Origin of the sequence: Mesorhizobium sp. M4B.F.Ca.ET.203.01.1.1, from assembly GCF_004791025.1 — a bacterium.
GTDB classification, from domain to species: Bacteria; Pseudomonadota; Alphaproteobacteria; order Rhizobiales; family Rhizobiaceae; genus Mesorhizobium; species Mesorhizobium abyssinicae.
Genome location: NZ_SRUO01000002.1, coordinates 535,576 through 560,428 on the forward strand (window position 1 = coordinate 535,576; position 24,853 = coordinate 560,428).

Below are 24,853 nucleotides of genomic sequence, written 5' to 3' on the forward strand. Positions count from 1 at the left end.
CCTTACGGATGCTTTTCGATGAACTGCGCGACATTGTCCTTGGTGGTCAGCGTCGCTTCCTGCAGCTGCTCGGCAGGGATCTTCTCGCTGGCCACCAGCTTGATCGCCGCGTCGACGGCGAGCCGGCCCATGCCCTGGGTCTGCTGCGTGGCGGTGACGTCGAACACGCCGTCCTTCAAGGCCTTCAGCGCTGCGACGTCGCCGTCGAAGCCGGCAACCCAGACCTTGTGGCCGGGATTGGCGACCTTGACCGCCTGTGCCGCGCCCAGCGCCAGCGCGTCGGCCTGGCCGAAGATGATCGACACGTCGGGATGCGACTGCAGCAGGTCCTGCGTCAGCTTGAAGCCTTCGTCTTGGTGCCAGCCTTCGCTCCACAGCTCGCCGACCACCTTGATGTCGGGATAGGCCTTGAGCGCCTCGCCGCAGCCCTTCGAGCGGTCGACTTCCGGTGTCGTCCCCTTCTGGCCATGGATGATGATCATCTCGCCCTTGCCGCCGGCCTGCTTGGCGATGTAGTCGCACACGCCCTGAGCCGAGGCGACGCTGTTGGTGGCAATGAAGGTGTCGCCCGGCGCGCCGTCGGCGTTGCGGTCGACATTGACCACTGGGATGCCGGCGGCCTTCGCCGTCTTGGTCGGAACGGTGGCGGCGGTGGCGCCGGCCGGGATGTAGATCAGCGCGTCGATGTTCTGCGTGATCAGGTCCTGCACCTGGCTGACCTGGGTCGCCGAATCGCCCTTGGCGTCGACGGTGACCACATCGATGCCCTTCTCCTTGGCGTAGGCTTCGACCGACTGCTTGATCTGGTTGAAGAAGTCGGCCTGCAGGTTGGCGACGGCCAGCCCGAGCTTCTTGGCGTCCTTGGCCGAGGCCGCGTCGGACAGGCCAAGCAGCGGGACGATGGCCGCGGCGGCGAGCAAGAGTGAACGTTTGGTCAGCATGTTTTTCCTCCGTTGATATTCAGTATGTTCCGCCCGCGCACCACGGCGCCCCTTGGCCGAACGTTCCCAGTCTCGGATCGACCGATCCGTCCATCGCCCGGAGATCCGGGCGAATTCTCATTGCGCCCGGCTCCTCACTGCGATCTGCGGCGCCAGGTGTCGGTGGCGACGGCAAGCGCGATCACCACGCCGATCACCACCTGCTGGATGAAGGGAGAGACGCCGAGCAGGTTGAGGCCGTTGCGCAGCACGCCGATGATCAGCACGCCGACCGCGGTGCCGCCGATCGAACCGACGCCGCCCGAAAGGCTGGCGCCGCCGATGACCACCGCCGCGATCGTGTCGAGCTCGTAGCCCAGGCCGGAACTCGGCTGCACGGAATCGAGACGGGCGGCGAGCACGATGCCGGCGAGACCGGCAAGCACGCCGCAGATCGCGTAGACCCAGTTGGTCAGCGATTTGACCGGAATGCCGGACAGCCGCGCGACCTCGGCGCTGCCGCCGATCGCATAGAGGCTGCGGCCGGTGGCGCGGTAGTTGAGGAAGATGGCGAAGACGATCGCCAGCACGATCATCAGCCCGACGGTGACCGACAGGAAGCCGAAATGGCGGACGATCGACAGGTTGGTGAACCAGTCGGGGAAGCCGACGATCTGCGAGCCGTCGGTGATCATGTTGGCGAGGCCGCGCGCCACCGACATCATGGCGAGCGTCGCGATGAAGGGCGGCAGCTTGGTCATCGTCACCAGCAGCCCCGAGACGAGCCCGCAGAGGCCGGCGACGACGAGCGCCGCCACGACGCCCGCCGGCACGCCGAGATTGAGATAGTCGGGGTGGGCGATATAGCCCATCACCATGGCGGCCAGCGCCAGCACCGAGCCGACCGAAAGGTCGATGCCGCCGATCAGGATGACCAGCGTCATGCCGATCGCCATGATGCCGAGCACGGTGATCTGGTCGAGCACGTTGAGGATGTTGCGCACCGTCAGGAAGGTGTCGGTTGTCAGCGTCAGCGCCAGGCACAGAAGCGCGAGCCCGATCAGCGGCCCCATGGTTCCGGCGAACAGCGCCGAAAACTTCGTGCCCGTCGCGCCCTGCGCGCCGGCCGCGGCCTTCAGCTCGCTTGCATCATTGCTCACAGCCACCTTGTCTCCTCCGTCCGCGAACCGGCGATGCGCTGCCGTCCGCTCTTGTTCACCAGGCATCCTCCCTTGTGAACAATTTATCTTTGATATGCAATTTTGTTCAGCTAATCTGTTCATCAGAAAATTGTCAAGTGCCGCGGACGCATTCGGCGGCGGTTTGCGCCACCCGGCGGATTGGCCTAGGGAAGGCCAAGGGAGATGCGGAGGGGCACGAGGATGGCGGTGATCGAGAACGAGAAGGCCTCGCGCTTCCCGGATGCCGAGCTCAAGGCCCGCGCCGCCTGGCACTATTATGTCGAGGGCCTGACCCAGGAGCGCATCTCCGAGATCCTCGGCATCGGCCGCATCAAGGTGCATCGCATCCTCTCTGCCGCCCGTGAGGAAGGCGTGGTCCAGTTCCGTATCCGCGACAGCGTCGTCGAATGCGTGCAGCTCGAGGAAAGCCTGAAGCAGCGTTTTGGCTTGAGCCAGGCGGTGGTCGTGCCTTCAGCCGCCGACAGGACCAACGCGCCGCTGATGATCGGCCATGCCGCGGCAACCTATCTGGCCGACAACGTCAATCCCGGCGATGTCATCGCGCTGGGCTGGGGCCGAACGCTGAAGTTCGCCATCAACGAACTGCCCCGACGGCCAATCGCCAGGACCACGGTGGTTTCGATGCTCGGCGGTCTTACCCATGCGCAGCCGCTCAACCCGACCGAGAGCGCCTGGGAGTTCGCCGAGAAGATCGGCGCCGAATGCTATCTGCTGCCGGTGCCGGTCTATGCCGACAGGCCGGAGCAGCGCGATGCCTTCATGAGCCAGCGCAGCGTCCAGGACGTTGTCTTCCGCGCCCGGCGCGCCAACATCGCCGTGCTCAGCGTCGGCGCCTTCTCGGGCAATAGCCCGATCGCCAATTACGGCTTCATCAAGCCGAGCGAGCTCGAGGAATTGCAGGCGGCCGGCGCCGTCGGCGACATCCTCTGCTACTTCATCGACGCCGAGGGACGCCCCGTCGACCATGAGGTCAACCGCCGCGTCTGCGCCTATCCGCTGCAGGATCTCTCCGATATTCCGTCGATCATCCTGGTTTCGGGAGGACAGGACAAGGTGGCCGTCATGCGCGCCGCGCTTGCCAACACCAGGGTCTCGGTGCTGATCACCGACGAGGACGCGGCCAAGGGCCTGCTCAGTCGCTAGTCCAGCCGGCTAGAAAGTCACAGACCTTGGGGCGCCTCTCGTAAGACCAGTCTTTCAGCAGCACGGGCTTGAAATTTCCCTTGATCGGCCTGCTTTCTTCCAGGTCCTTGGAGACGGTGCCCTTGCCGGTGAGGTAGTTGATGTCGCAGTCGCCCTGGATCGTATCGACGGTGTCATCGGACGTCCGGTTCCCCCAGTCCCAGCTGCGGCTGTAGCCGCCGACCATGAATTGGCCGTGGCGATAGACGACGGTCAGCGTCTCTTCGGTCGATTTGCTGGCGCCGCAGCCGAAGCAGGAGGTGATCGCCAGCGATCCCTTGCCCTTGGCTTCGAGATCGATGATGCGGTCCTCGGTCAGCGCTTTCCTGACGAAGTCGGGTTTTCGCGAAGGACCGGGCTTTTCCGCTCCTGTCCCCAGATAGACGTAGAGCTCGGCTGGACCATCGTCCTGCATCACCACGGCCCGGTCCATCGTGCCGTCCTGGTCGATGTCGAGCGAAAGCTCGAACGCGGGTTTGTCGCCGGCAAGCGCCGGCACGGGCATTGCCGCCAGCGCAACAAGCCAGGCCGCATGATGAAGGGCTGTCGTCATGAGCAATCGTCCGCCGCGCGCCGGGAGCGTATCACCAGCAGGGCAAGACGCAATATGCGTCGGTTCACACAGATTTCATGCCGCGCCCAGCCGCGCGTGGATGTCGCGCGTCGCATGATAGAGGTCGCGGTAGATTGCCTTGCGCGCGCGATAGACCGGCACCAGCGCCTCGACCGGATCGACCTGTCTTGCCGGTGGCGCGGCCATCGCCTTGGCGGCGTCCTCCGGCGAACCGAACCATCCGATCGCCGAGGCCGCCAGCATGGCGGCACCGAGTGCGGCCGCCTCGTTGACCGGCGAAATGGAGAGCGGCCGTTCCAGCACGCTCGCCATGATCCGCATCAGCAACGTCGAATTGGTGCCGCCGCCGGCAGCGATCATCGCCTCTGCCTTGCCGGTCTGCGCCTCCATCGCATCGGTGGCGATCGCCTGCTCGAAGGCGATGCCTTCCAGCACCGCGCGGAAGAGATGTCTTGGCTCATGGTCGAGCGACAGGCCGACAATGGCGCCGCGCGCAGCACCATCCCAGTACGGGCTCATGACCCCGGCCCAGTACGGCATGACCAGCAGGCCGTCGCTGCCTGCGGGCACCTCCATCGCGGCCTTCTCCAGGATGGCGGCGGAGGGTGCACCGGTGGTGCGCACGATCCAGTCGACCAGCTGCATGCCCGAGCGCAGCACCGTCTCCAGCATGAAGCCGGAGCCGGTCGGTGAGACCAGCGTGCGGAACGCGTCCGATGTCGTGACCGTGCCGGAATAACTGCCGCTGACGACGCCCGAGCCCAGCGAGAGATAGCTCTTGCCGGGACCATGGACGCCCATGCCGAGGCCCATCGCCTGGCCGTCGCCGGCGCCGGCGATGATGGGCGTGCCGGCCTTCAGCCCCGTTGCCGATGCGATGATTTCGGAAAGCCCGCCGCAGGTTTCTCCCGGCCCGACCAGCTCCGGCAGATGCTCCGGCCGCAACCCGGCGGCCTCGACCAGGCGGGGCTGCCAGGTACCGGTCTTGATGTCGAGAAGGCCGAGGGGATCGGCGCTCGCGGTGCTGGTGACCAGCCGCCCGGTCAGCCGATGGACGAAGAAGCCATGCACGTCGACGAGTGCCGCTGCCTGGCCAAGCGCCTGCGGCCGATGTTCTGCAAGCCAGGCGAGCGCATAGAGCGCCGGCGTCGGATCCGGCGGCTTGCCGCTCCAGTCTCGGATCGCCTCGCGGCCGAGCTCGGCCGAAAGCCGCGCCACTTGCGGACGGGCGCGCTCGTCCAGCCACAGGATCGCCGGGATGAGCGGCTTGCCGGCAGCGTCGATCAGGGTGAATGTCTCGCGCTGGTGGGCGATGGAAATCGCCGCCACGCGCGAACCGCCGACCTTGCCTGCGACCTGCTTCAGCGCGGCAAGCAGCGCCGTCCACCAATGCTCGGCGTCCTGTTCGAAATGGCCGGGCGCAGGGTTGGACAGCGGGTAGGTTTCGCGCGCCTGGAACAGTTCCGCCCCGTTCCGCGCGAAAGCGATCGCCTTCACGGCCGTCGTCGAGGCGTCGATCCCGATTACGACATCGTCCATCAGGCGGAGATCCGGGATGTCAGGCGGCGTTGGTGACGAACCGTCCGTCCGACTGGTCGAGACGACGGCGGATCTGGGTTATCACCATCGAATCGTCGGGTACACAGTTTTCATAGGTGAGGAAGTCGCCGGCCTTCACTGGCTTCACCACCTTGGCGCGTTCGGCAAGCCCGAGCGGCAGTGCGCCCCTGGCACGCGCGTCCTCCCAGGTCATGGCGAAGCCGCGATAGTCGTTCTCGCCGATCATGCCGAGCGACTGGCCGGCGCCGAGGTTGCTCTTGGCGACCGCCACGGCTTCCGCCACCGGATGGTCGAGCGGCTCCATGTCGGCGCGCTTGTAGACCACGGCGCGCGCCGCCGACAGCGGCACTTCCAGGCTGGTCAGGTGATAGGGGCGGAAGATCGTGAAATAGGGGCCCTTGCCGACCTTGAGGTCGATCATGCGCTCCAGCACGCGCGGATGCCTGGTCTCGATGATGCAGAACACGCCGGGCGCCACGCCCTTGCCGATCGAATAGTCGACCACGCCCTTGCGATGCAGCACGCCGCCATCCTCGCGCGGACAGAGCACGTTGGCGAGTTCGTCAAGCGTCGCGGTCGGGCCGTGCATGCCCGGCACGTCAGGCACCAGGCCGGTGGCGTTGGCGATCGCCACCATCTCGATCGCCGTCTTCGAGCCGTCGACGAACTCGACCAGCATGCGCGCGTTCATGTTGCGCTCGCTGGCCTCCTTCTCGTAGTCGGCCGGCACGGCGTCGAACTTCAGCGGATTGTTCTTGCCCTTGCCGGCGGCGACTATTGTGAAACCAAGGCTCTTGGCAAAGCCGATGATCTCCAGCGTGCAGGCAGGCTCGTCGCCGGCGGCGCCCGTGTAGACGACCCCGGCCTTGCGCGCTTCTTCCTTCAGGAAACGGCCGATGGTGATGTCGGCCTCGACATTGAGCATGACGATATGCTTGCCGTTCTTCATCACTTCGAGCGCGAACAGCGTGCCGATGTTGGGGTTCCCGGTGGCGTCGATGATGACGTCGATGCGGCCGGCGGCAGCAAGCGCATGCAGATCCTCGGTGACGGCGATCTTGCCGGCCTCGATGGCACGGTCGATGGCAGAGGCGTTGGGCGCCTGGACGATGTCGGAGAGGTCATGGCCGGCAAGCAGGGCCGCGTCGATCGCCGCTTGCGGACGCACCTCGGAAATGGCGCCGATGCGCATGCCCGGCATAAGTGCTACCTGAACGACGATGTCAGTGCCCATCTGCCCGGCGCCGGCGAGACCGATGATGATCGGCCCCTGCTTTTCAGCGCGCTGCAGGAGTTCCGCTGCGAATTGCGGATGGGACATGTAGCTTCCTCCGGTCCTTGGCGCGCCGCTGCGCCGGGATGATTATCATGAACATTCCTATTTCCAATTGAAAAATATTTCAACCGGCATTTGGGCAGATGCTGCGGGAATCCGATTTGCAGGCGCCGGTGCAGCGGCAATGCCGGACCTTCGATGTCGGCAGGGCGCTTTCGTGAGGGATTTTGTCGGGCGTTTTGGCCAAAATCGACGCCTTCAGCACGAATAGTGCTGAGTGTCTGAACAAGCGCTCAACCTGGAACCGGCGTCGCCGATATGCGGCGGATCTTCATCTTCAGCCGCCGATCTCGAAGAACGGTTTGCCGAGCAGGTCCGGCACCACGTCGATCCCGAGGCCAGGCCCGTCGGGGATGCCCATGCGGCTGCCGGTCACCGGCGGTTTGTTCGAGGCGGTGCGCACCGTCACCCATTCGTGGAAGGCGATGGCGTGCAGCCGCCGCTCCTCCGGCGTCGACAGCGACAGATGCGCCATGGCGGCCGTGTCGATCTCTGCGCCGCCGGTGTCCTCGACCGTGATCATGAAGCCGAGGTCGACTGCGACGTCGCGGATCTGCCGCGTCCTGGTGACGCCGCCCAGCCGCGAGATCTTCAGCGTCAGCCCGTCGGCCGCGCCCCGGCGGTGAATTTCCAGCATCTCCTCCAGCGAGGTGACGGATTCGTCGAGCACCATCGGCTTGTCGAGCATGCGGCGCACCGACATGTTCTCGTCGAGCGTCGTGCAGGGCTGCTCGAACGTGTAGTCGATGGCGCGCGTCGCATCGGCGAACTGGCGCGCCTGGTAGGGTGTCCAGCCGGCATTGGCGTCGCAGAAGATCACCGTGCCCTTTGGTACGGCGGCGGCGACCGTCGTCACGCGCTCGATGTCGTCGCGGACATTGCCGCCGACCTTGACCTGCAGCCGTTGGTAGCCCTCGGCGACGATGCGCCTGGCGAGCGCGGCCATCTGGTCGAGCGTGCCGTGCGTGACGACCCTGTAGAGCTCCGCCGTCTCGCTCTCGCGGCCACCGAGCATCGTCACCAGCGGCACGTCCGCGGCGCGTGCCGCGAGGTCCCAGCAGGCCATGTCGAACGCCGACTTGATGTAGGGATGACCCTTGAACACCGTGTCCATCAGCCGGCCGATGCCGGCAAGGCCGCGCGGATCCTGGCCGATCAGATGCGGCGCGATTTCCGGCACGCCCGCGCGCGTTCCCGCCGGAAACGCGGCCGAGTAGAAATTGCCGAGCGGCGCCATCTCGCCCCAGCCCGTCACGCCGCTGTCGGAGGTGATGGCGACGATCACCGCGTCGAAGCAGTCGGCGACGCGCCCCTTCGACATCCGGTAGGGCCCGTCCACGAAGGGCTGCACGACATGGTAGGCCTTGATGCTCTTGATCTTCACGTTGTCGTCCACTGTCTGCGGGATTGGTCAGGCGCCTTTCGAGGCGCGCTTTTCGAGGCTGCGCGCATAGGCGAGAAGCTCTTCGAAATCGAGGTCGATATGCTCGCGCGCGTGGCGTTGGGCGGCGCGCATGTCGTTGCCCTTGAGCAGCGCCACATAGGTCTCGTGTACATCCTCCGCGGGCACCGGCTCGGCGCGCGCCTGCTGGTGCAGCGCGAAATACATCTGCAGCCGGCTGGTCAGGCGCTGCCAGGTTTCCAAAAGCACGGAATTGTCGGCCCATTCGTAGATCAGGCCATGCAATTGCAGCGCCGTCTCGATCTGGCGCGTGGTGTCGAGCGCACGCGTCGCCTGCTTGACCGTCGCGTGGCGGCGGTCGAGCTCGTCGAAGAAGCGCTGGTCGCGCAGCGGCCAGGTGCACTCGATGGCGAATTCATCGAGCACCTTGTTGAGCGAATAGGCGTCGATGATGTCCTTGGCGGTGACATCGATGACGAAGGTGCCGGCGTAGGGAATGCTGGTCAGGATGCCGTCCTGGACCAGCTCACGCATCGCTTCGCGCAGCGGCGCGCGGCTTACCCGCATCTGTTCGGATATCCTGAGCTCGTTGAGCTTCTGCCCCGGCTCCAGCTGGCCGGTCAGGATGGCGCGCCGCAACAGCGCAACGATCTCCGCCCTGCGCGTCGTATCCGCGATCGGACTGAAATCCAGCTTCGCCATGCGCCCACTCCGGATGAACCATCGGAAGACAAACAGATTGTCGACAATCTAACAAGAGGGCAATTTGCGAATTCCGAAATTTCTGTCGATGGCTCAGGCCGCGCGGCAATCATGGCCGGGGCCGATCTCGAAGCGGGCCGCCTGATCGCGCTGTCGTCGGTCTCGGTGCGCCTCGGCCAGCCCTATTGCGCCTTCATGCTGCCGGCAAAGGCCGAGCGTGCCGACATCGCCGGGCTGGTCGCCTTGCTCAACAAAACGGCGCCCTCGACGTGGGAGTCGAGGGCGCCGCGGGACCGGGACTGATGGGGGTTATCAGCTGGCCGGTTTTTGTTGCGGCAGCGGCGAGACGGGCATGCCGGGGCCGATCTTCTGCAGGTTGCCGGTAATCACCTGGTCGCCCTCGGCGACGCCGCTCAGGATGGCCACCTGGTCGCCATTGACCGGGCCGAGCGACACCATGCGCTGGTCGACAGTATTGCCCTTGCCGACGACGTAGAGGTACTTGCCGAGCTGGCTGGAGCCGAGCGCCACCTGCGGGACCATCAGCGTGTCGGGCTGCTCCTTCACATGCAGCCGGACGCGAACATACTGGCCGGGCAGCAACGAGAACTTCGCATTGCCGATCGTCGCCCGCGCCGTGATGGTGCCGGTCGAATGATCGATCGTGTTGTCGATGAAGGTGAGCTCGCCCTTCTGGCTGGGTTCCGTCTGACCCGGCAACAGAACATCGACGGCGATCGGGCCGGCCGCCTTGGCCGCCTCGATCTCAACCAGATCCGTCTCGCTCGGATTGAAGGTGACGTAGATCGGATCGAGCTGCACCAGCGTGTTGAGCACCGTGCCGGCGACGCTGACCAGCGTGCCGACCGAAGCCTGGTTGCGGCCGATGCGCCCCGGGAACGGCGCCTTGATCTCCGCATAGCCGAGGTTGAGCTCGGCGGTGCGGAGCGCCGCCCTGTCGACCGCAAGCGCCGCCTCGGCCGCGCGCAAGGTGCTGGTGCGCTGGTCGAAGCTGTCCTTGGCGAGGTAGCCGCTCTTGGCGAGCTCGGTGCCGCGACCGAGATTGGAGCGCGCGTAGTCGAGCGTCGCCGTGTCACGCTCGATCTCGGCCTGCGCCTGGTCGAGTGCGGCCTGATAGTCCTGCGGCGCGATCCGGTAGAGCAGGTCGCCCTGCTTGACGTCGCTGCCGTCGGCGGCAGCCTGCTCCTGCAGGTAGCCGGGCACGCGGGCCTGCAGCGTGATGCTGCGGATCGACTCGACGCGCGCGGCATAGTCGAGATAGATCGGGATGGTCTTCTTGACGACGTTCACCACCGGCACCGGCATCACGAAGGCCGCCGGCGCGGGCGCTGCGCCCGCCGTGCCGGCATTGAGGCTCAAGCTGCCCATGTCGAGCAGATGGACGCTGGCCATCGAAATTGCGCCGAGCGCCACGGCCGTTCCCAAAGCGATTTTCCATTTACGCATTTTGGTCTCCAATCCTATTCGGCCGCTTCAGCCAGGCGCAGGGGCGCCGGCTCGGCAGTCGGTTCAATATGCTCTTGTTCATGTTCCGCGGCGGGTTCGCTCCGCTCACGGCGCTCGCGCAACTGCTCGATCACCGCGTAGAAGACCGGCACGAACACCAGCGACAGCACCGTCGCCGCCACCATGCCGCCGAAGACGGTGGTGCCGATCGACTGGCGGCTGGCGGCACCCGCGCCGGTGGCGTACATCAGCGGCAGCACGCCGAGGATGAAGGCGAAGGCCGTCATCAGGATCGGCCTGAGCCTCAGCCGCGCGGCTTCCATCGCCGCCTCGACGATGCTGAGGCCTTCCTCGCGCCGTCGCCTTGCGAACTCGACGATCAGGATCGCGTTCTTCGCCGCCAGGCCGATCAGCATGACGAAGCCGATCTGCGAGTAGACGTCGATCTGCATGCCGCGCAGCAACAGCACCGCGAAAGCGCCGAACAAGGCGAGCGGCACGGCGAGCAGCACCATGAACGGCATTGCCCAGCTTTCATACTGCGCCGCCAGGATCAGGAAGACGAAGACGATTGCCAGGCCGAACACGATCGAGGCGATCGAGCCTGCCTTGAGCTCCTGATAGGTGATGCCGGTCCACTCATAGCCGAAATCCCTGGGCAGGACATTTGCCGCGGCGCGTTCCATCGCCGCCACCGCCTGTCCGGACGAGAAGCCGGGGGCGGCGCCGCCATTGATCAAGGCCGACGCATTGTTGTTGTAGTGGGGCACCGTCTCGGGCCCGACGATCGGCACCAGTTTGCCCAGCGTGCTCAGCGGCACCATGCCGCCCGACGAATTGCGCACATAGAGCCGTGAAATGTCGGTCGCATCGGCGCGCGCATCCTTGTCGGCCTGGATCGTCACCCGGAAGGTGCGGCCGAACAGGTTGAAGTCGTTGACGTAGAGCGAGCCGAGATAGATCTGCAGCGTGTTGAACACGTCGGGCAGGTTGAGGCCGAGGAGCTTCGCCTTGCTGCGGTCGAGGTCGTAGTTGAACTGCGGCGTCGAGGTCGAGAAGGACGAGAACAGCTGCTGCGGATTGAGCTCGGGCTGCTTGCGCGCCTCGGCGAGCAAAGCCTGGGTGACGTCGTTCAGCGCAGCACTTCCGCGCCCGGACAGGTCCTCGACCTGGAACTCGAAGCCGCCGGTGGTGCCGAGGCCCGGGATCGAAGGCGGGTCGAAGGAGAGTGCGAAGGCTTCCGGCATTTGCAGCAGCTTGCCGCGCACCTGCTCGACGAGCTTGGAGGCGCTCTGGTCGGGCCCGCGCTCGTCCCATGGCTTCAGGATGGCGAACTCCACCGCCGAGTTCGACTGCGCGGCGCTGGTCAGGAAGTTGAGGCCGCTGATCGATCCGACGATGTCGACGCCGGGCGTGTTCTGCAGGATGTCGCGCGCCTTCTCGGCCACCGCATCGGTGCGCTCCAGCGAGGCGCCGTCGGGCAGCTGGATGACGACGAAGAAATAGCCCTGATCCTCGACGGGGAGGAAGGTTGAGGGCAATTTCTGCCAGACGAAATAGGTCGCGACGAGACCGGCCGCGAACAGGCCGAGCATGATCCAGCGCAGCCTGATCAGGATGCGCACGCCGTGCGCATAGGCATGCGACAGCCAGTCGAAGCCGGCATTGAACCAGCGGAACAAGAAGAACTGCGTCTCGCCGCGATGGCGCAGGAATGCCGCACTCAGCGCCGGGCTCAGCGTCAGCGAGTTGAAAGCCGAGATGCCGACAGAGATCGCCACGGTGAGCGCAAACTGGTTGTAGAGCTTGCCCGAGACGCCGGGGATGAAGGCGACCGGAATGAACACCGCCATCAGCACCGCGGTGGTGGCGATGATCGGTCCCGTCACTTCCGCCATCGCCGCGCGCGTGGCTGCCAGCGGTTTGAGGCCGGCCTCGAGCTGTCGCTCGACATTTTCCACCACCACGATCGCGTCGTCGACGACGAGGCCGATCGCCAGCACCATGCCGAGCAGCGACAGCATGTTGAGCGAGAAGCCCAGCATGTACATCACCGCCAGCGTCGCGATCAGCGACACCGGGATGGCGATGGTCGGGATGATGGTGGTGCGCCAGCTTTGCAGGAAGATGAACACCACCGCCACGACCAGCACCAGCGCTTCGCCGAGCGTGATCAGCACGTCATGCATCGAGGCCGACACGAAGCGCGTCGTATCGTAGTGCATTCCGTATTTGACGCCTTTCGGGAAGCGCGCCGACAGCTCCTGCATCTTGTCCTTGACCCGCTGCTGCAGGTCGAGCGCGTTGGAGCCCGGCATCTGGTAGACGGCGAGCACCACCGTCGGGTCCTTGCCGAAGAAGGCGGAGGAGGAATATTGCAATGCGCCGAGCTCGATGCGCGCGACGTCGCGCAAGCGCACCAGCGAGCCGTTCGCCGGGTCGGCGCGCACGACGATTTCGCCGAATTCCTTCGGGTCGCTCAGGCGGCCGACGGCGTTGACCTGCATCTCGAAAGCGGTGCCGGCAGGCGCCGGCGACTGGCCGATCTTGCCGGCCGCCACCTGCACGTTCTGTTCGGCGATCGCGTTCTGCACGTCGACGGCGGTGATGCCGAGATTGGCCAGCTTGTCGGGATCGAGCCAGACGCGCATCGAATAGCGCCGCTCGCCGAAGATCTGCACGTCGCCGACGCCGGGCAGGCGCTTCAGCGGATCGACCACCTGCAGATAAGCGAGGTTGCTCAGCGCCACCGGATCGATCGAGCCGTCCGGCGAGGTGAGGTCGACGATGAGCACGAAATTGGGGTTCTGCTTCTTGATCGTCACGCCGCTTTGATTGACGATCGCCGGCAGCGAGGATGCGGCCTGCGAGACGCGGTTCTGGACGTCGACGGCGGCGGTGCTCAGCGGATAGCCGACATCGAAGGTGATGGTGATGGTCGAGGAGCCGTCGTTCGAGCTCGTCGACGACATGTAGGTCATGCCCTGCACGCCGTTGATCTGCTGCTCGAGCGGCGTGGTCACGGTGTCGGCCACGACCTGCGCGCTGGCGCCAGGATAGTGGGCGCTGACCACCACCTGCGGCGGCGTGATGTCGGGGAACTGCGAGACCGGCAGCAGGAAATACGCGATCGCACCGGCGAGCATCATGATGATGGCGATCGCCGATGCGAAGATCGGGCGCTGGACGAAGAAGTTCACCATGACACGCAGGCCTCGTTGAATGCTTTTGCTTCGCCAAACGCGTTGGCGATCCTGGACAGCTGCCGGCTGCGCGCCGCGCCTGAATCTTCCAGGAAACGCGGCGCCGCCTTGCGGTCCGGCGCCTGCGTGGCCGCCTTCGAACGCAGCATCGCCTCGAAGCTGCGCGGATCGACCCGGTCCGCCATCATCACCAGCCGGATCATCGGATCCCGGATGGCCTCGTCGATCGTCAGGTCTTTGCGCTTCTGCATAGGAGCGGCTCCTTGCTTGCGGTCCGCATCCAAATGATCGCGAACCGTTTTCTCGTCTTCACCGGCCGAAGCCGCATGACAGGCAGGTTTCTGGCCCTATCTCACTCTGGCAGGACCGATCGGCGGGTCTTGTCGTTGACGCGGAGAGACATAGGTGTTACCAGTAAGTAACATTCTGGAAGTTACAGACCGGTAACACCCTAGTCAAGAGGTGGCCGAGGGTTTTTTGGAAACGAAAGGAGATCATGATGGCAGACGGCGTCGTGGAGCGCTCTCGCCCCCGGGATCGGATCCTGGAGACGGCGCAGGACATGTTCCACAAGCACGGCATCAAGGGTGTTGGCGTCGACGCCATCACCGAGGCAGCCGGCACCAACAAGATGACGCTCTACCGTCACTTCGAATCCAAGGACGACCTGATCATCGAATGCCTGCGCGCCACGGCGGCCAAGGCCGCCGCGATATGGGACGCATTCGAGGCCGAGCACCCGGGCGACAAGCTGGCGCAGCTGCACGCCTGGGTCCGCAAGGTCTCCGAGATGCTCACTGCCGACAGCCGCGGCTGCGACATGGCCAATGCCGCCGTCGAGCTCAGCGAGACCGATCATCCGGCCAGGCGCGTCATCAAGGAGCTGAAGGAAGCCCAGCGCGAACGCCTGGTCAGCCTTTGCCGCGATGCCGGCGTCGGCCAGGCCGAGCTGCTTGCCGATACGCTGTCGCTGCTGCTCGAAGGCGCGCGCGTCTCGATGCAGAGCGTCGGCGCCGAGGGTCCGAGCGCGCAGTTCGTGCGCATGGCGGAAGGGCTGATCGCGTCCTTCAGAGCGCGCTGACGGCGGCGCCCGTCTCCAGACCGCAACGGCAGGAACAAAAAAAGCCCGCTGCCGGGAGGAGGAGGCAGCGGGCTCGATTTCGAATGCGGCACGGGAGGAGGTGTACCGCATTCACCGTCGGCATCACATCTGGGAGGAGGAGACGGCCGACACCCGGATATCTACTGATTGCTTAACGATTCGGCAACCATGAAACTTGCATAGCTGATGTGCAGAATTGCCGCACCGTTTGCCAATCATCCGACAAATCTGGATAAAGCAGCCTTGTTGCGGCGCGCTAACCTATTGAACCGGAACGTTTTCCTTGAAGATCAATCGCGGCCCAGTTTGGGCGAGGTAAGGTAGTCGAGCGAGGCTCAGCCGCGGCCCGTTCTGCCTGCGTTCCGCGCGCCGGCCGCGCTAGATCCTGCCCAGCCAGTCGACCAGTACGACGAAGCCGCCCAAGCGTTTGGCGACGTTGCGCAGGGAGATCAGCGGCGAATCGGACATGTCGGCGGCCCCCCGACCGCGCCGCGATCTTGGAACGGATCGCGCCGGCAGTCACCGGGCCCCAACATAAAATTGTGTTGATGATGGCCGGTTCTTGCAGGGTTGTCAGATCAGGCCGGCCCTGGCGAGGTCGCGCATCAGGTGGCTGGCGCCATAGGTCCAGTGCGGGCAATCCGGTGACAGGCGCACCCGGTTGACCAGCGCGCCGAGCTTCTCCGACGAGATGGTGACGATGTCGCCGACCTTGTGGGTGAAGCCCTTGCCCTTCTCGCCGCGATCCTTCGACGGTACGAACATGGTGCCGAGATAGAGCGCCAGCCCGTCCGGATACTGGTGATGCGGCCCCATCGCTGCCTTGACCAGCTCCTCCGGCGAGCGGCTGATCTCGGCCATCGAGCTTGCGCCCTCCAGCGCGAACCCGTCCTCGCCCTCGACGCTGAGCCGCACCGTGGCGCGCTTCACGTCGGCGATGGAAAACGTCTCGTCGAACAGCCGGATGAAGGGACCGAGCGCTGCGGACGCGTTGTTGTCCTTGGCCTTGCCCAGCAGCAGCGCCGAGCGCCCCTCGACGTCGCGCAGATTGACGTCGTTACCGAGCGTGGCGCCGACAATGCGGCCGGTGCTGTCGGCGATCATGGCGATCTCCGGCTCCGGATTGTTCCAGGTGGAGACCGGGTGCAGGCCGACATCGGCGCCGAAGCCGACAGATGCCATCGGCTGGCATTTGGTGAAGATTTCGGCGTCCGGACCAATGCCCACCTCCAGATATTGCGACCAGGCGCCGCGCGAAATCAGCTTGGCCTTGATCTCCATCGCTTCCGGCGAGCCGGGCTTCAGCTTCGACAGATCGTGGCCGATCAGGCCGGCGATGTCGGCGCGGATGGCGTCGGCCTTCTCCGCCGAGCCGCGCGCCTGTTCTTCGATGACGCGCTCGAGCAGGCTGACGACGAAGGTGACGCCGGAAGCCTTCACCGCCTGCAGGTCGGCGGGGGAGAGCAGGAACGGCTTCTTCGCGTCGCGCTCTGCCTCGAAACTGTTGGCGGCGATGTCTTCAAGCGCGCCGATCGGCTTGCCCTTGGCGGAGCGGACATAGCCGGCCGGGTCCGGCAACTCGCAGAGGTCGCGCACGGTTGGAGCGGCGCTCGACGTGATGTCGAAGACCGTGCCGTCGCGCACCGCGACCACCAGCGGATGGGCCGCCTCGCTGGTTCTCGCTCGCCCGATGAAAATTCCGTCGGCGGGCAGGCGGGTCGGGTCGGTCATGGCATCGGTCCTTTCGTTGGCGGCGGGCACTTTCCCCGGATTTTGTCCAGACGTCCATCCCGCCGATGGGATCATTTGGTGGGTCATGGGCGCGCTGTCCGCAGCCACGGGCCGGCTGGCACAATCGAAACGCACTTTCAAATCCATGAAATCGGCAATACGATTTTCACGAGCCCATTGCATTTCCAGGTGTTCCTTGCCCAAGCCGTTTTCCGATCCGATCTGGCAGAGGCCCAAAAAGGTGTCCGCGTTCCAGCCGCAACCGGCGGTCGGCGCAGTTGACGTCGTCATCGTCGGTGGCGGGATCATGGGTCTCTCCACCGCGCTCCATGCCGCGCGGCAGGGCCTTGCCGTCCAGGTGCTGGACGCCGGAGCGATCGGCGAGGGTGCCTCGGGTCTCAATGGCGGTCAGGTCATCCCCGGACTGAAATACGATCCGGAATGGCTGGTCGAGCATTTCGGCAAGGAGCGTGGCGAGGCGCTGGTCAATTTTGCCGCCTCGACCGCGGATGCGGTGTTCGACCTGATCCGCGACGAGAAGCTGGCGGTGCCGCTCACCCGCAACGGCTGGATCCAGGCCGTGCACACCGAGACCGCTTTGACTGCGGCAGCAAACCGGGATCGCCAGTGGCGGGCGCGCGGCGCCGACGTCGAACTGCTAAACCAGGCCGAGATCGCGGCCATGACCGGCGCCAAGGGCTATCTCGGCGGCTGGCTCGACCGCCGCGCCGGCGTCGTCGATCCGCTGGCCTATACGCTGGAGCTGGCGCGGGTCACCGCTGCCGCTGGCGCAGGGATCGCACAAGGGCAGAAGGTGGTGAAGCTGCGCAAGGACGCCGGTCTCTGGCAGGTCTTGACCGAAAGCGGCCTGGAGGTGCGGGCGAAGGCTGTCGTGCTTGCCACCAACGCCTACACCGATGGCCTTCTGCCTGGCCTCGCGCGGACCATCGTGCCGCTGCATTCCTTCCAGATTGCCACTGCGCCGCTGCCGGCTGACATTGGCGCCGGCATCCTGCCGGGCGGGCAGGCCGTGTCGGATTCGCGCCGCATCCTCGTCTACTACCGCAGAAGCGCGGACGGCCGGCTTGTGCTGGGCGGCCGCGGCCGCATGGCGCTGCCCTCCAGCGCCGCGGACTGGGCGCATCTGGAACGCGCTCTGATCCGTCTCTATCCGGCGCTTGCCGGCATCGCGATCGAGAAACGCTGGTTCGGCCGGGTGGCGATGACGCCGGATCATCTGCCGCATATCCACGAGCCCGAAAAGGGCCTGCTTGCCGTTGCCGGCTGCCAGGGCAGGGGCGTCGGCCTGATGAGCGCGCTCGGCAAGCGCATGGCAAGCTACCTGGCGAGCGGCGATGCGCGGCAACTGCCGTTTCCGTTGTCGCCGATCCGGCCGATCCCGTTCCATGCCTTCCGGCAGGTCGGCGTTGCCGCGACGATCGCCTGGTACCGGATGCTCGACGCGTTGGAGCGCTGATTTCGCCGAGCACATTCCGTCATTCTCGCGATTCAGCTTGACAGTTTCACAAATCTGAAAAAATCTAAGTCGATTTCATAATTCCGACGGGCAGATCGATGTCGGCCATTGCAGCAAGTCAGCCATTGCCGGAAACCCGCGCTTCGCCGGCGTTCCGCTTCGCCATGCTGCTGCCGGGTGGGCTGGTCACCTTCTTCCTGATCCTGTTCGCTCTCGGACTGGTGATCTTCCTTGCCTTCCGCGGCAATGACGGCTCGCTGCTCGGCGTCGGCCTGACCGCCGCGAACTTCGTCACCGTGGCCACCGATCCGCTTTACTGGACGGTGACGCTGCGCTCGCTGGTCATCGCCGGTCTGGTGACGCTGGCGACGGTGGTCACCGCCTATCCGGTCGCCTACTATCTCGCCTTCCATGCCGGCCGGCGCCGCGGCCTCCTGCTCTTCCTGGTCACGCTGCCATTCTGGACCAGCTATCTTTTGCGCGTCTTCGCCTGGAAGATCGTGCTTGCCTATAATGGCGTGCTCAACTCGGCCTTCATCGAAAGTGGCATCTGGTCGGAGCCGACGCTGGCCTTCCTCAACACGCCGGCGGCGGTCGTGGTCACGCTTGCCCACGCCTACGCGCCCTTTGCCATCCTTCCGATCTATGTCGCGCTGGACACGATCCCAAAATCGCTGCTCGAAGCCGCTTCCGATCTCGGCGCCCGTCCGTTCACGGCGTTCCGCCGCGTCGTGCTGCCGAATTCGATGCCGGGCGTGCTGGCGGCGGCCCTCGTCGTCTTCGTGCCGACGGTCGGCGACTACGTCACGCCGGCCATGGTCGGCGGCCCGGCCAGCACCATGATCGGCACGCTGATCCAGTCCCAGTTCGGCAAGGCCAATGACTGGCCGTTCGGCGCCGCACTTTCGGTTTGCGTCATGCTGGTCATCCTGTGCGTGGTGCTGGTCGCGCGCGGCGCCGACCGCAGATTTGGCAGCCGCACATGAGCGCGACGCGCACCGACATCAACACGGGCGGCCGCTGGCTCGGCCTCTATGTGCTTGGCTATCTGGTCTTCCTCTATCTGCCGGTGCTGCTGATCCCGCTGTTTTCCTTCAACAATTCCATCCAAGCTGCGTTTCCGCTGCAGGGCTTCACGCTTGAATGGTACGAGACGCTCTATGGCAATCCGGTGCTGTCGGGCGCGCTCGCCAACAGCCTCGTCATCGCCACGGTTGCAGCCACCGGCGCCACGCTCTGCGGCATCACCGTGTCCTATATGGATCTCTACGGCCGCTCGCCGCTCGCCGCCACGATCAGCGCCATCGCCCGTCTGCCGATCCTGATCCCCGGCGTCATCGTCGGCATATCGCTGCTGATCCTGGTCAATCTCATCGGCCTCGGCCCGTCGCGCGTTTCGATCGTGCTTGGGCACATCCTTGTCGCGCTGCCGACGACGGTGGTGGTGATGCGCAGCCGCTTCGCCGCTATTCCCAAAACCATCCGCGAGGCGGCGCTCGACCTCGGCGCCTCCGACTGGACGACGTTCCGGCGCGTCATGCTGCCGCTGAGTGCGCCGGCCGTGCTGTCGGCCTTCATGCTTGCCTTCCTTATCTCCTTCGACGAGTTCATCGTCGTCTTCTTCCTCGCCGGCACCGAGCCGACGCTGCCGCTCTACATCTGGAGCCAGCTGCGCTTCCCGCGCTCGCTGCCGACTGTCATGGCGCTGGGCACAGTGATCCTGGCTGTGTCCTTCATCATCGCCGGCTCAGCCGAAATCCTGCGCCACCGCGGCCTTGGCGCTGCGCGTCGGCCAGCCGCCGCCAAACCAGCCTGAACCACAACAAAGAAAGAGAGGAGAACGAAAATGACATTCCAGCTGAAATCGATCACCGGACACAAGACCCGCGCCGGCCTTGCGGCCCTGGCGCTCGCGCTGTCGTCGACCGTCGCCTTTGCCGCCGACAAGCTGCAGTATTTCACCTGGTCGGGCTACGAACTGCCCGACTTCAACAAGAGCTTCCTCGCGGCCCATCCGGACGGCGTCGAGGCCTCGATCTTCGGCGACGACGACGACGCCTTCACCAAGGTCAAGGCCGGCTTCCGGCCGGACATCGCGCACCCCTGCTACGACAAGGTGGCGCGCTGGAACAAGGAAGGCCTGCTGCAGCCGATCGACACCAAGCGCATCAAGAACTGGGATTCGATCTTCCCGGTGTTCAAGAACCTGCCCGACATCCAGGCCGGCGACGGCAAGGTCTGGATGGTGCCGTGGGACTGGGGCAACACCTCGATCCTCTACCGCACCGATCTGGTGAAGAACCCCGAGGCGAGCTGGAACCTTCTGTGGGACAAGCAGTATGCCGGTCGCATGGCGACCATCGACGCCGTGCATGACACGCCGATCGTCGCCGCACTGCTCGCCGGCGTGAACCCCTTCGACATGACTCCGGAGCAGATGGACAAGGTGGCGGAGAAGCTGCGCGAGCAGCGGCCGCTGCTGTCCAGCTACACCACCGACATGACCTCGGTCGAACAGGCGCTGGCAAGCGGCCAACTGGTCGCCGCCATGACCTGGAACGCGTCGGCCACATCGCTGAAGAAGCAGGGAGTGCCCGTCGAGTTCATGAAGCCGAAGGAGGGCATGCTGACCTGGTCCTGCGGCTTCGTCATGCTGAAGGACGCCAAGAACGTCGATCTCGCCTATGACTTCATCAACAGCCGGCTCGACGCCGACTCCGGTAAGTATCTGATCCAGTCCTATGGCTACGGCAGTTCGCTGAGCACCGCTTTCGCCGGCGTGGCGAAGGACGAGCTGGAAAAGCTGCAACTGCCGTCGGATCCGGACGTGATGCTGAAGACCACCATCTTTACTGGGCCGATGAAGCAGAACGACGACGTCGCCAAGATGTTCGAGAAGGTGAAGGCCGGGGGTTGAGCGCCATTGCCAAAGCCGGTGCTGCCCCTCACCTGCCTGCCGGCATCCTCTCCCCGTATAGTGACGGGGAGAGGGGCGCTGTCGTCGCCGCTTTCGCAAATCGCCGCTGTTGCTGCAGGGAGAGGGGCGACGCTGCGGTCAGCCCCTTCTCCCCGTCACTATACGGGGAGAAGTGCCCGGCAGGGCGATGAGGGGCGGCGCCAACGCCGGTAAGACCAGAACCGGCTTTGTTGGCTGGCCAAAGTACTGCAACGAGGACGAACGCATGGACGTTTTTGACGAAGCCGCCGAAAGGTCGAAGGACGATGCCGATGTGCGCGTCGGCCGGCGCGTGCGGGCGCTGAGGCTGGAGCGCAAGCTGTCGCTGGCCGAGCTTGCGGCAAAGGCCGGCATTTCGATCGGCGCGCTCAGCCAGATCGAGCGAGGCATGTCCTCGCTGCGTGTCAAGGTGATCTGGCCGCTGGCCGCCGCGCTCGACATCGAACCGTCTGCGCTGATCGCCGACGGCAATGACGCCGTCAACGACCTCTATTGCGTGCGCGCCGACAAGCGGCGGCAGATACCGGTCAAGTCGGAAGGCATCGCCAAGGCATTGCTCTCGCCGCCAGCGGCCACGCTCACCGGCATGCTGGTTACGGTCGAGGCCGGCGGCGGCACGGCGGAAGCCTACGCCCATGCCGGCCACGAATTCGGCTTCGTGATGACGGGCGAGGTCGAACTGGTGGTCGATTCGACCACCTACGGATTGAAGGCCGGCGACAGCTTTGCCTTCAAGAGCACGCTTCTGCATGCCTTCCGCAACCCCGGCGCCGAGTGCTGCCAGATCCTCTGGGTCAACACGACAAAACCCTCCGAGGTGCGCGATGGCGCCTGATGCGACAGAGCAATTCCAGGCAAAGCGCGACACGGCTTTCCGTCCGGAATTGCGAGATGCATTAGTTCGACTGCAGAAAGTCTCGAAGGTCTTTCCGGGTGGTGTGGTTGGTCTCGACGCCGTCGACCTGGATATCGCTCCGGGTGAGTTCCTCACTTTGTTAGGGCCGTCCGGTTGCGGCAAGACCACCAGCCTGCGCGTCATCGCCGGTTTCGAGAGCCCGACCAGCGGCAATGTTCTGCTCGAGGGCCGCGACATAACGGGCCTGAGGCCCTTCGATCGTCCGGTCAACACCGTGTTCCAGGACTATGCGCTGTTCCCGCACATGGATGTCGCCGAGAATGTCGGCTTCGGCCTGTCGCTGCGCAAACTGTCCGGCGCCGAGCAGGCGAAACGCGTCGGCGCGGCGCTCGACATGGTCGGCCTCGCCGACAAGCTCGGCGCCCGCGTCCTGGAGCTTTCGGGCGGCCAGCGCCAGCGTGTCGCGCTCGCCCGCGCCATCGTCTGCGAGCCGCGCGTGCTGCTGCTCGACGAGCCGCTGTCGGCGCTCGACGCACATCTGCGCGAGCAGATGCAGGTTGAGCTGAAGCGGCTGCAGTCGCGGCTCGGCACCACCTTCGTCATGGTCACCCACGACCAGACCGAAGCGCTGTCGATCTCCGATCGCATCGTCGTCATGAACAAGGGCCGCATCGAGCAGATCGCGCCGCCGGCGACCCTCTACGACCGCCCTGCGACGAAATTCGTCGCCTCTTTCATCGGCACCATGAACCTCCTGCCGTCGCGCTTCGTCGGCCGCGACGGCGAGCGCCTGCGCTTTGCCGCCGGCGAGCTGCCGCTGGAAGCTATATCCGAAACCGGCGAGATGCCGGCCGCCGGCGAGATGCGCACCATCGGCGTGCGTCCCGAGGACCTGTTGGCGACCACCGAAGCCGCCGACGGCACCGCGCCGGCACGGGTGAGCGGCGTCGTCTTTCACGGCCGCACGCTGCGCCTCCACGCCGAGCTGGGGCAGGGGATGCGGGTGGTGATCGATGCGCCGCGACGCGCCGACGGTTTTCAGTTCAGCGTCGGCGACGTGGCGCATATCAGCCTGCGCCGGGGCGCCAGCTGCCCTATGCTTTCCAGTTGACCGCTTGCCTCAGGACGCCTTGGCGAAAAAACCCTGATAGTCGGATTTGGCCTGCAGCAGGCGCAGAATGTTCTCGCGTGAGCCTCGCACATGCGCGCGGGCGCGCTCGCCGGCAAGCGCCACATCACCGGCGCAGATCGCGTCGACGATGCCGGTGTGCTCCTCGCGGGTGAGCTTCCACTCGTCCAGCCACAGAAGCTCCGTCCAGACATATTGCTGGCACTTGTCGAGTATGCCGCAGAGCATGCCGGAGAGCATCTCGTTGCCGCCGATTTCGGCGATCACGCGATGCAGGTCGATACCGACCTGCAGTTCCTCGAACTGCTCCCTGGTGCTGCGGTCGGGGATCGCGGCCAGACGCTCGCATTCGGCAAGAACTGCGCGCAGCCGCGTCTTGTCGGCGGCGGTGGCGTTGGCCGCCGCCAGCTCGGTCGCGCGTCCGTCGAGCAGCTCGCGGATGTCGAAGGCCTCGCGGAACATGGTGAGATTGAACTCGGCGACCAGATAGCCCTGGCGCGGACGGCCGATGACCAGGCCGTCGCGCTCCAGCCGGTTGAAGGCCTCGCGCACCGGTGTGCGGCTGACCTTCAGGCGCTCGGCCATGTCGGCTTCCGTGACACGCGAGCCAGGCGGAATCTGGCCGGTGATGATCAGCGCCTTCAGCTTCTCGAACACCGAATCGCGCAGCGTGTTCTTTCTCTCCTTGCTCAAGCGTCCCGCCTCCAACGGTCTGTCATGGATTCGCAGTCTAGAGCCTTTTGGCGCTTGCTTGAAACAGGACCGTTTCGAGCAGAGTAGCGCTCCGGCCTTGGCCTCCATCTTTCGTCACCAAAAACGCATGGCGCGTGTTGACATCGGCTTCCGACGAATTACACTCAAAATTGTATACAAATTCGCATACCAAATCAACGATAATGGGAACACCGGTTGGAGAAGCGAAAATGACGAAGCTGCTTTGCATCAAAAGTCTTGCGGTCGCGGGGCTGCTGGCCTCGGTCGCCGTCCCGGCATCGGCCGCCGACACCATCACCGCCGCCTCCTGGGGCGGCACCTATCAGGAGGCGGAGACCAAGGCCTTCTTCGATCCGACGGCCAAGGAACTCGGCATCACCATCAAGCAGGACACCACCAACGGCCTCGACGACGTGCGCCTGCAGGTCACCGGCAATGCCGTCAAATGGGACATCACCGAGCTCGGCGCCGACGAATGCGCGCGCGGCTCCAAGGAAGGCCTGTTCGAGAAGCTCGACTACAGCGTCATCGACAAGAGCGGCATCAATCCCAAGCTCGTCCATGACGACTGGGTCGGCATCTCCTACACCTCCGTGGTGCTGATCTACCGGACCGACGTTTTCGGCGACAAGGGGCCGAAGACCTGGGCCGATTTCTGGGATGTCGAGAAATTCCCCGGCCGCCGCGCGCTCTCCGGCAGCCAGGCGACGGAAACGCTGAGTGTCGCCGCGCTCGCCAAGGGCATTCCGATCGACAAGGTCTATCCGGTCGACATCGACGGCGCGCTGCAATCCGTCGACAAGGTCAAGGGCCATATCGACGCCTGGTGGACCTCGGGCGCCCAGGCCATGCAGCTCGTCAAGGACGGCGAGGTCGACATGGCGAGCATCTGGAACGGCCGCGCCGGCACCTTGCGCAAGGAAGGCGCGCCGGTCAGCTTCTCCTTCGACCAAGGCGTTCTCACCGCCGACTGCATGGTCATCCCCAAAGGCTCGAAGAACAAGGACCTCGCCATGAAGGCGCTGGCCAAGTTCGTCAGCCCCGACCTTCAGGCCAATTTGCCGCTCTATGTCGACAACGGCCCGGCCAACGAAAAGGCCTTCGAGACCGGCAAGATCCCGCCGGAGCGGATCAAGGACATCAATTCCGCGCCGGACAACGTCAAGAAGCAGGTGCTGCAGGATCCCGAATTCTGGCGCGACACCCTCGTCGAGGCGACCGAGAAGTTCAACAACCTGATCCAGCAATAGACAGAGCAATTCCAGGAAAAGTGTGCAGCGGTTTTCCGTCCGGAATTGCGTCACGACAAACTGCCGGGGCAGCGTCCAGGCGCTGCCCCA

Annotated in this window: 22 protein-coding genes; 10 read left to right on the forward strand and 12 right to left on the reverse strand. The window is 65.2% G+C overall.

Features of this window, described 5'->3' with window-relative positions:
- Positions 1–2 precede the first annotated feature (2 nt).
- Positions 3–941, reverse strand: a complete 939-nt coding sequence (locus tag EN846_RS05840) for a sugar ABC transporter substrate-binding protein (RefSeq protein ID WP_127282596.1) — start codon at positions 939–941, stop codon at positions 3–5.
- A gap of 134 nt (positions 942–1,075) precedes the next feature.
- The gene (locus EN846_RS05845; protein WP_187331217.1) at positions 1,076–2,086 is read right to left on the reverse strand and encodes an ABC transporter permease; all 1,011 of its coding nucleotides are present in this window, start codon (positions 2,084–2,086) and stop codon (positions 1,076–1,078) included.
- Positions 2,087–2,302: 216 nt separating this feature from the next.
- Here EN846_RS05845 and EN846_RS05850 point away from each other — a divergent pair, with 216 nt between their 5' ends.
- Complete coding sequence (locus EN846_RS05850) at positions 2,303–3,265, forward strand: sugar-binding transcriptional regulator (protein ID WP_127282597.1); 963 nt, start codon at positions 2,303–2,305, stop codon at positions 3,263–3,265.
- Here EN846_RS05850 and EN846_RS05855 read toward each other — a convergent pair.
- The 5 genes from EN846_RS05855 to EN846_RS05875 all read right to left on the reverse strand — a co-directional run bounded on the left by EN846_RS05855 (position 3,255) and on the right by EN846_RS05875 (position 8,878).
- A complete protein-coding gene (locus EN846_RS05855) occupies positions 3,255–3,857 on the reverse strand; it encodes a hypothetical protein (protein ID WP_127282598.1) in 603 nt (200 codons plus the stop codon). The two genes, EN846_RS05850 and EN846_RS05855, sit on opposite strands and share 11 nt — an antisense overlap.
- Positions 3,858–3,932: 75 nt before the next feature.
- On the reverse strand, positions 3,933–5,417 hold the full coding sequence (locus EN846_RS05860) for an FGGY family carbohydrate kinase (RefSeq protein ID WP_127393929.1): 1,485 nt from the start codon (positions 5,415–5,417) through the stop codon (positions 3,933–3,935).
- A gap of 19 nt (positions 5,418–5,436) precedes the next feature.
- Positions 5,437–6,759 carry a homoserine dehydrogenase gene (locus EN846_RS05865; RefSeq protein WP_127287316.1) on the reverse strand — a complete coding sequence of 441 codons (1,323 nt, stop codon included), beginning with the start codon at positions 6,757–6,759 and terminating at the stop codon, positions 5,437–5,439.
- Between the two features lie 292 nt (positions 6,760–7,051).
- Entirely contained in the window at positions 7,052–8,158 is a 1,107-nt protein-coding gene (locus tag EN846_RS05870) for a mandelate racemase/muconate lactonizing enzyme family protein (protein ID WP_127394050.1), read from the reverse strand.
- 27 nt (positions 8,159–8,185) lie between these two features.
- Positions 8,186–8,878: a GntR family transcriptional regulator gene (locus tag EN846_RS05875; RefSeq protein WP_127394051.1), complete on the reverse strand. Its 693-nt coding sequence runs from the start codon at positions 8,876–8,878 to the stop codon at positions 8,186–8,188.
- Positions 8,879–8,989: 111 nt separating this feature from the next.
- Here EN846_RS05875 and EN846_RS05880 point away from each other — a divergent pair, with 111 nt between their 5' ends.
- On the forward strand, positions 8,990–9,181 hold the full coding sequence (locus tag EN846_RS05880; protein ID WP_245493438.1) for a hypothetical protein: 192 nt from the start codon (positions 8,990–8,992) through the stop codon (positions 9,179–9,181).
- Positions 9,182–9,190: 9 nt separating this feature from the next.
- Here EN846_RS05880 and EN846_RS05885 read toward each other — a convergent pair whose 3' ends face one another.
- Genes EN846_RS05885 through EN846_RS05895 form a run of 3 tightly spaced genes read right to left on the reverse strand, consistent with a single transcriptional unit; the run spans position 9,191 to position 13,799 of the window.
- Positions 9,191–10,345 carry an efflux RND transporter periplasmic adaptor subunit gene (locus EN846_RS05885; RefSeq protein WP_127393688.1) on the reverse strand — a complete coding sequence of 385 codons (1,155 nt, stop codon included), beginning with the start codon at positions 10,343–10,345 and terminating at the stop codon, positions 9,191–9,193.
- A 14-nt stretch (positions 10,346–10,359) separates the two neighbouring features.
- On the reverse strand, positions 10,360–13,548 hold the full coding sequence (locus EN846_RS05890; protein WP_127393687.1) for a multidrug efflux RND transporter permease subunit: 3,189 nt from the start codon (positions 13,546–13,548) through the stop codon (positions 10,360–10,362).
- Positions 13,542–13,799, reverse strand: a complete 258-nt coding sequence (locus tag EN846_RS05895; protein ID WP_127286708.1) for a hypothetical protein — start codon at positions 13,797–13,799, stop codon at positions 13,542–13,544. Before EN846_RS05895 ends, EN846_RS05890 begins: the two co-directional genes overlap by 7 nt.
- A 248-nt stretch (positions 13,800–14,047) precedes the next feature.
- Here EN846_RS05895 and EN846_RS05900 point away from each other — a divergent pair, with 248 nt between their 5' ends.
- Positions 14,048–14,629, forward strand: coding sequence for a TetR/AcrR family transcriptional regulator (locus EN846_RS05900; RefSeq protein WP_127286709.1), 582 nt, complete (start codon positions 14,048–14,050; stop codon positions 14,627–14,629).
- Positions 14,630–15,223: 594 nt separating this feature from the next.
- Here the strand turns inward: EN846_RS05900 and EN846_RS05905 are convergent.
- Positions 15,224–16,381, reverse strand: coding sequence for a fumarylacetoacetate hydrolase family protein (locus tag EN846_RS05905; protein ID WP_127286710.1), 1,158 nt, complete (start codon positions 16,379–16,381; stop codon positions 15,224–15,226).
- A gap of 196 nt (positions 16,382–16,577) precedes the next feature.
- Here EN846_RS05905 and EN846_RS05910 point away from each other — a divergent pair, with 196 nt between their 5' ends.
- The 6 genes from EN846_RS05910 to EN846_RS05940 all read left to right on the forward strand — a co-directional run bounded on the left by EN846_RS05910 (position 16,578) and on the right by EN846_RS05940 (position 22,781).
- Positions 16,578–17,858 (forward strand): FAD-dependent oxidoreductase, encoded by a 1,281-nt coding sequence (locus EN846_RS05910; RefSeq protein WP_135898696.1) that lies wholly within the window; start codon positions 16,578–16,580, stop codon positions 17,856–17,858.
- Between the two features lie 98 nt (positions 17,859–17,956).
- Positions 17,957–18,844 (forward strand): ABC transporter permease, encoded by an 888-nt coding sequence (locus EN846_RS05915; protein ID WP_127394157.1) that lies wholly within the window; start codon positions 17,957–17,959, stop codon positions 18,842–18,844.
- Positions 18,841–19,674 (forward strand): ABC transporter permease, encoded by an 834-nt coding sequence (locus EN846_RS05920; RefSeq protein WP_128346852.1) that lies wholly within the window; start codon positions 18,841–18,843, stop codon positions 19,672–19,674. Before EN846_RS05915 ends, EN846_RS05920 begins: the two co-directional genes overlap by 4 nt.
- A 30-nt stretch (positions 19,675–19,704) precedes the next feature.
- Entirely contained in the window at positions 19,705–20,775 is a 1,071-nt protein-coding gene (locus EN846_RS05925) for an ABC transporter substrate-binding protein (protein WP_127286372.1), read from the forward strand.
- Positions 20,776–21,040: 265 nt separating this feature from the next.
- Positions 21,041–21,649, forward strand: coding sequence for a cupin domain-containing protein (locus tag EN846_RS05935; RefSeq protein WP_127311581.1), 609 nt, complete (start codon positions 21,041–21,043; stop codon positions 21,647–21,649).
- Positions 21,639–22,781 carry an ABC transporter ATP-binding protein gene (locus tag EN846_RS05940; RefSeq protein ID WP_245509077.1) on the forward strand — a complete coding sequence of 381 codons (1,143 nt, stop codon included), beginning with the start codon at positions 21,639–21,641 and terminating at the stop codon, positions 22,779–22,781. The genes EN846_RS05935 and EN846_RS05940 overlap by 11 nt, the downstream gene beginning before the upstream one ends.
- A gap of 9 nt (positions 22,782–22,790) precedes the next feature.
- Here the strand turns inward: EN846_RS05940 and EN846_RS05945 are convergent, their stop codons facing one another.
- Positions 22,791–23,492, reverse strand: a complete 702-nt coding sequence (locus EN846_RS05945; RefSeq protein WP_187331216.1) for a GntR family transcriptional regulator — start codon at positions 23,490–23,492, stop codon at positions 22,791–22,793.
- A 230-nt stretch (positions 23,493–23,722) separates the two neighbouring features.
- On the opposite strand from EN846_RS05945, the gene EN846_RS05950 reads away from it, so the two are divergent.
- Positions 23,723–24,763: an ABC transporter substrate-binding protein gene (locus EN846_RS05950; protein ID WP_127311577.1), complete on the forward strand. Its 1,041-nt coding sequence runs from the start codon at positions 23,723–23,725 to the stop codon at positions 24,761–24,763.
- The last annotated feature ends 90 nt before the right edge of the window (positions 24,764–24,853 follow it).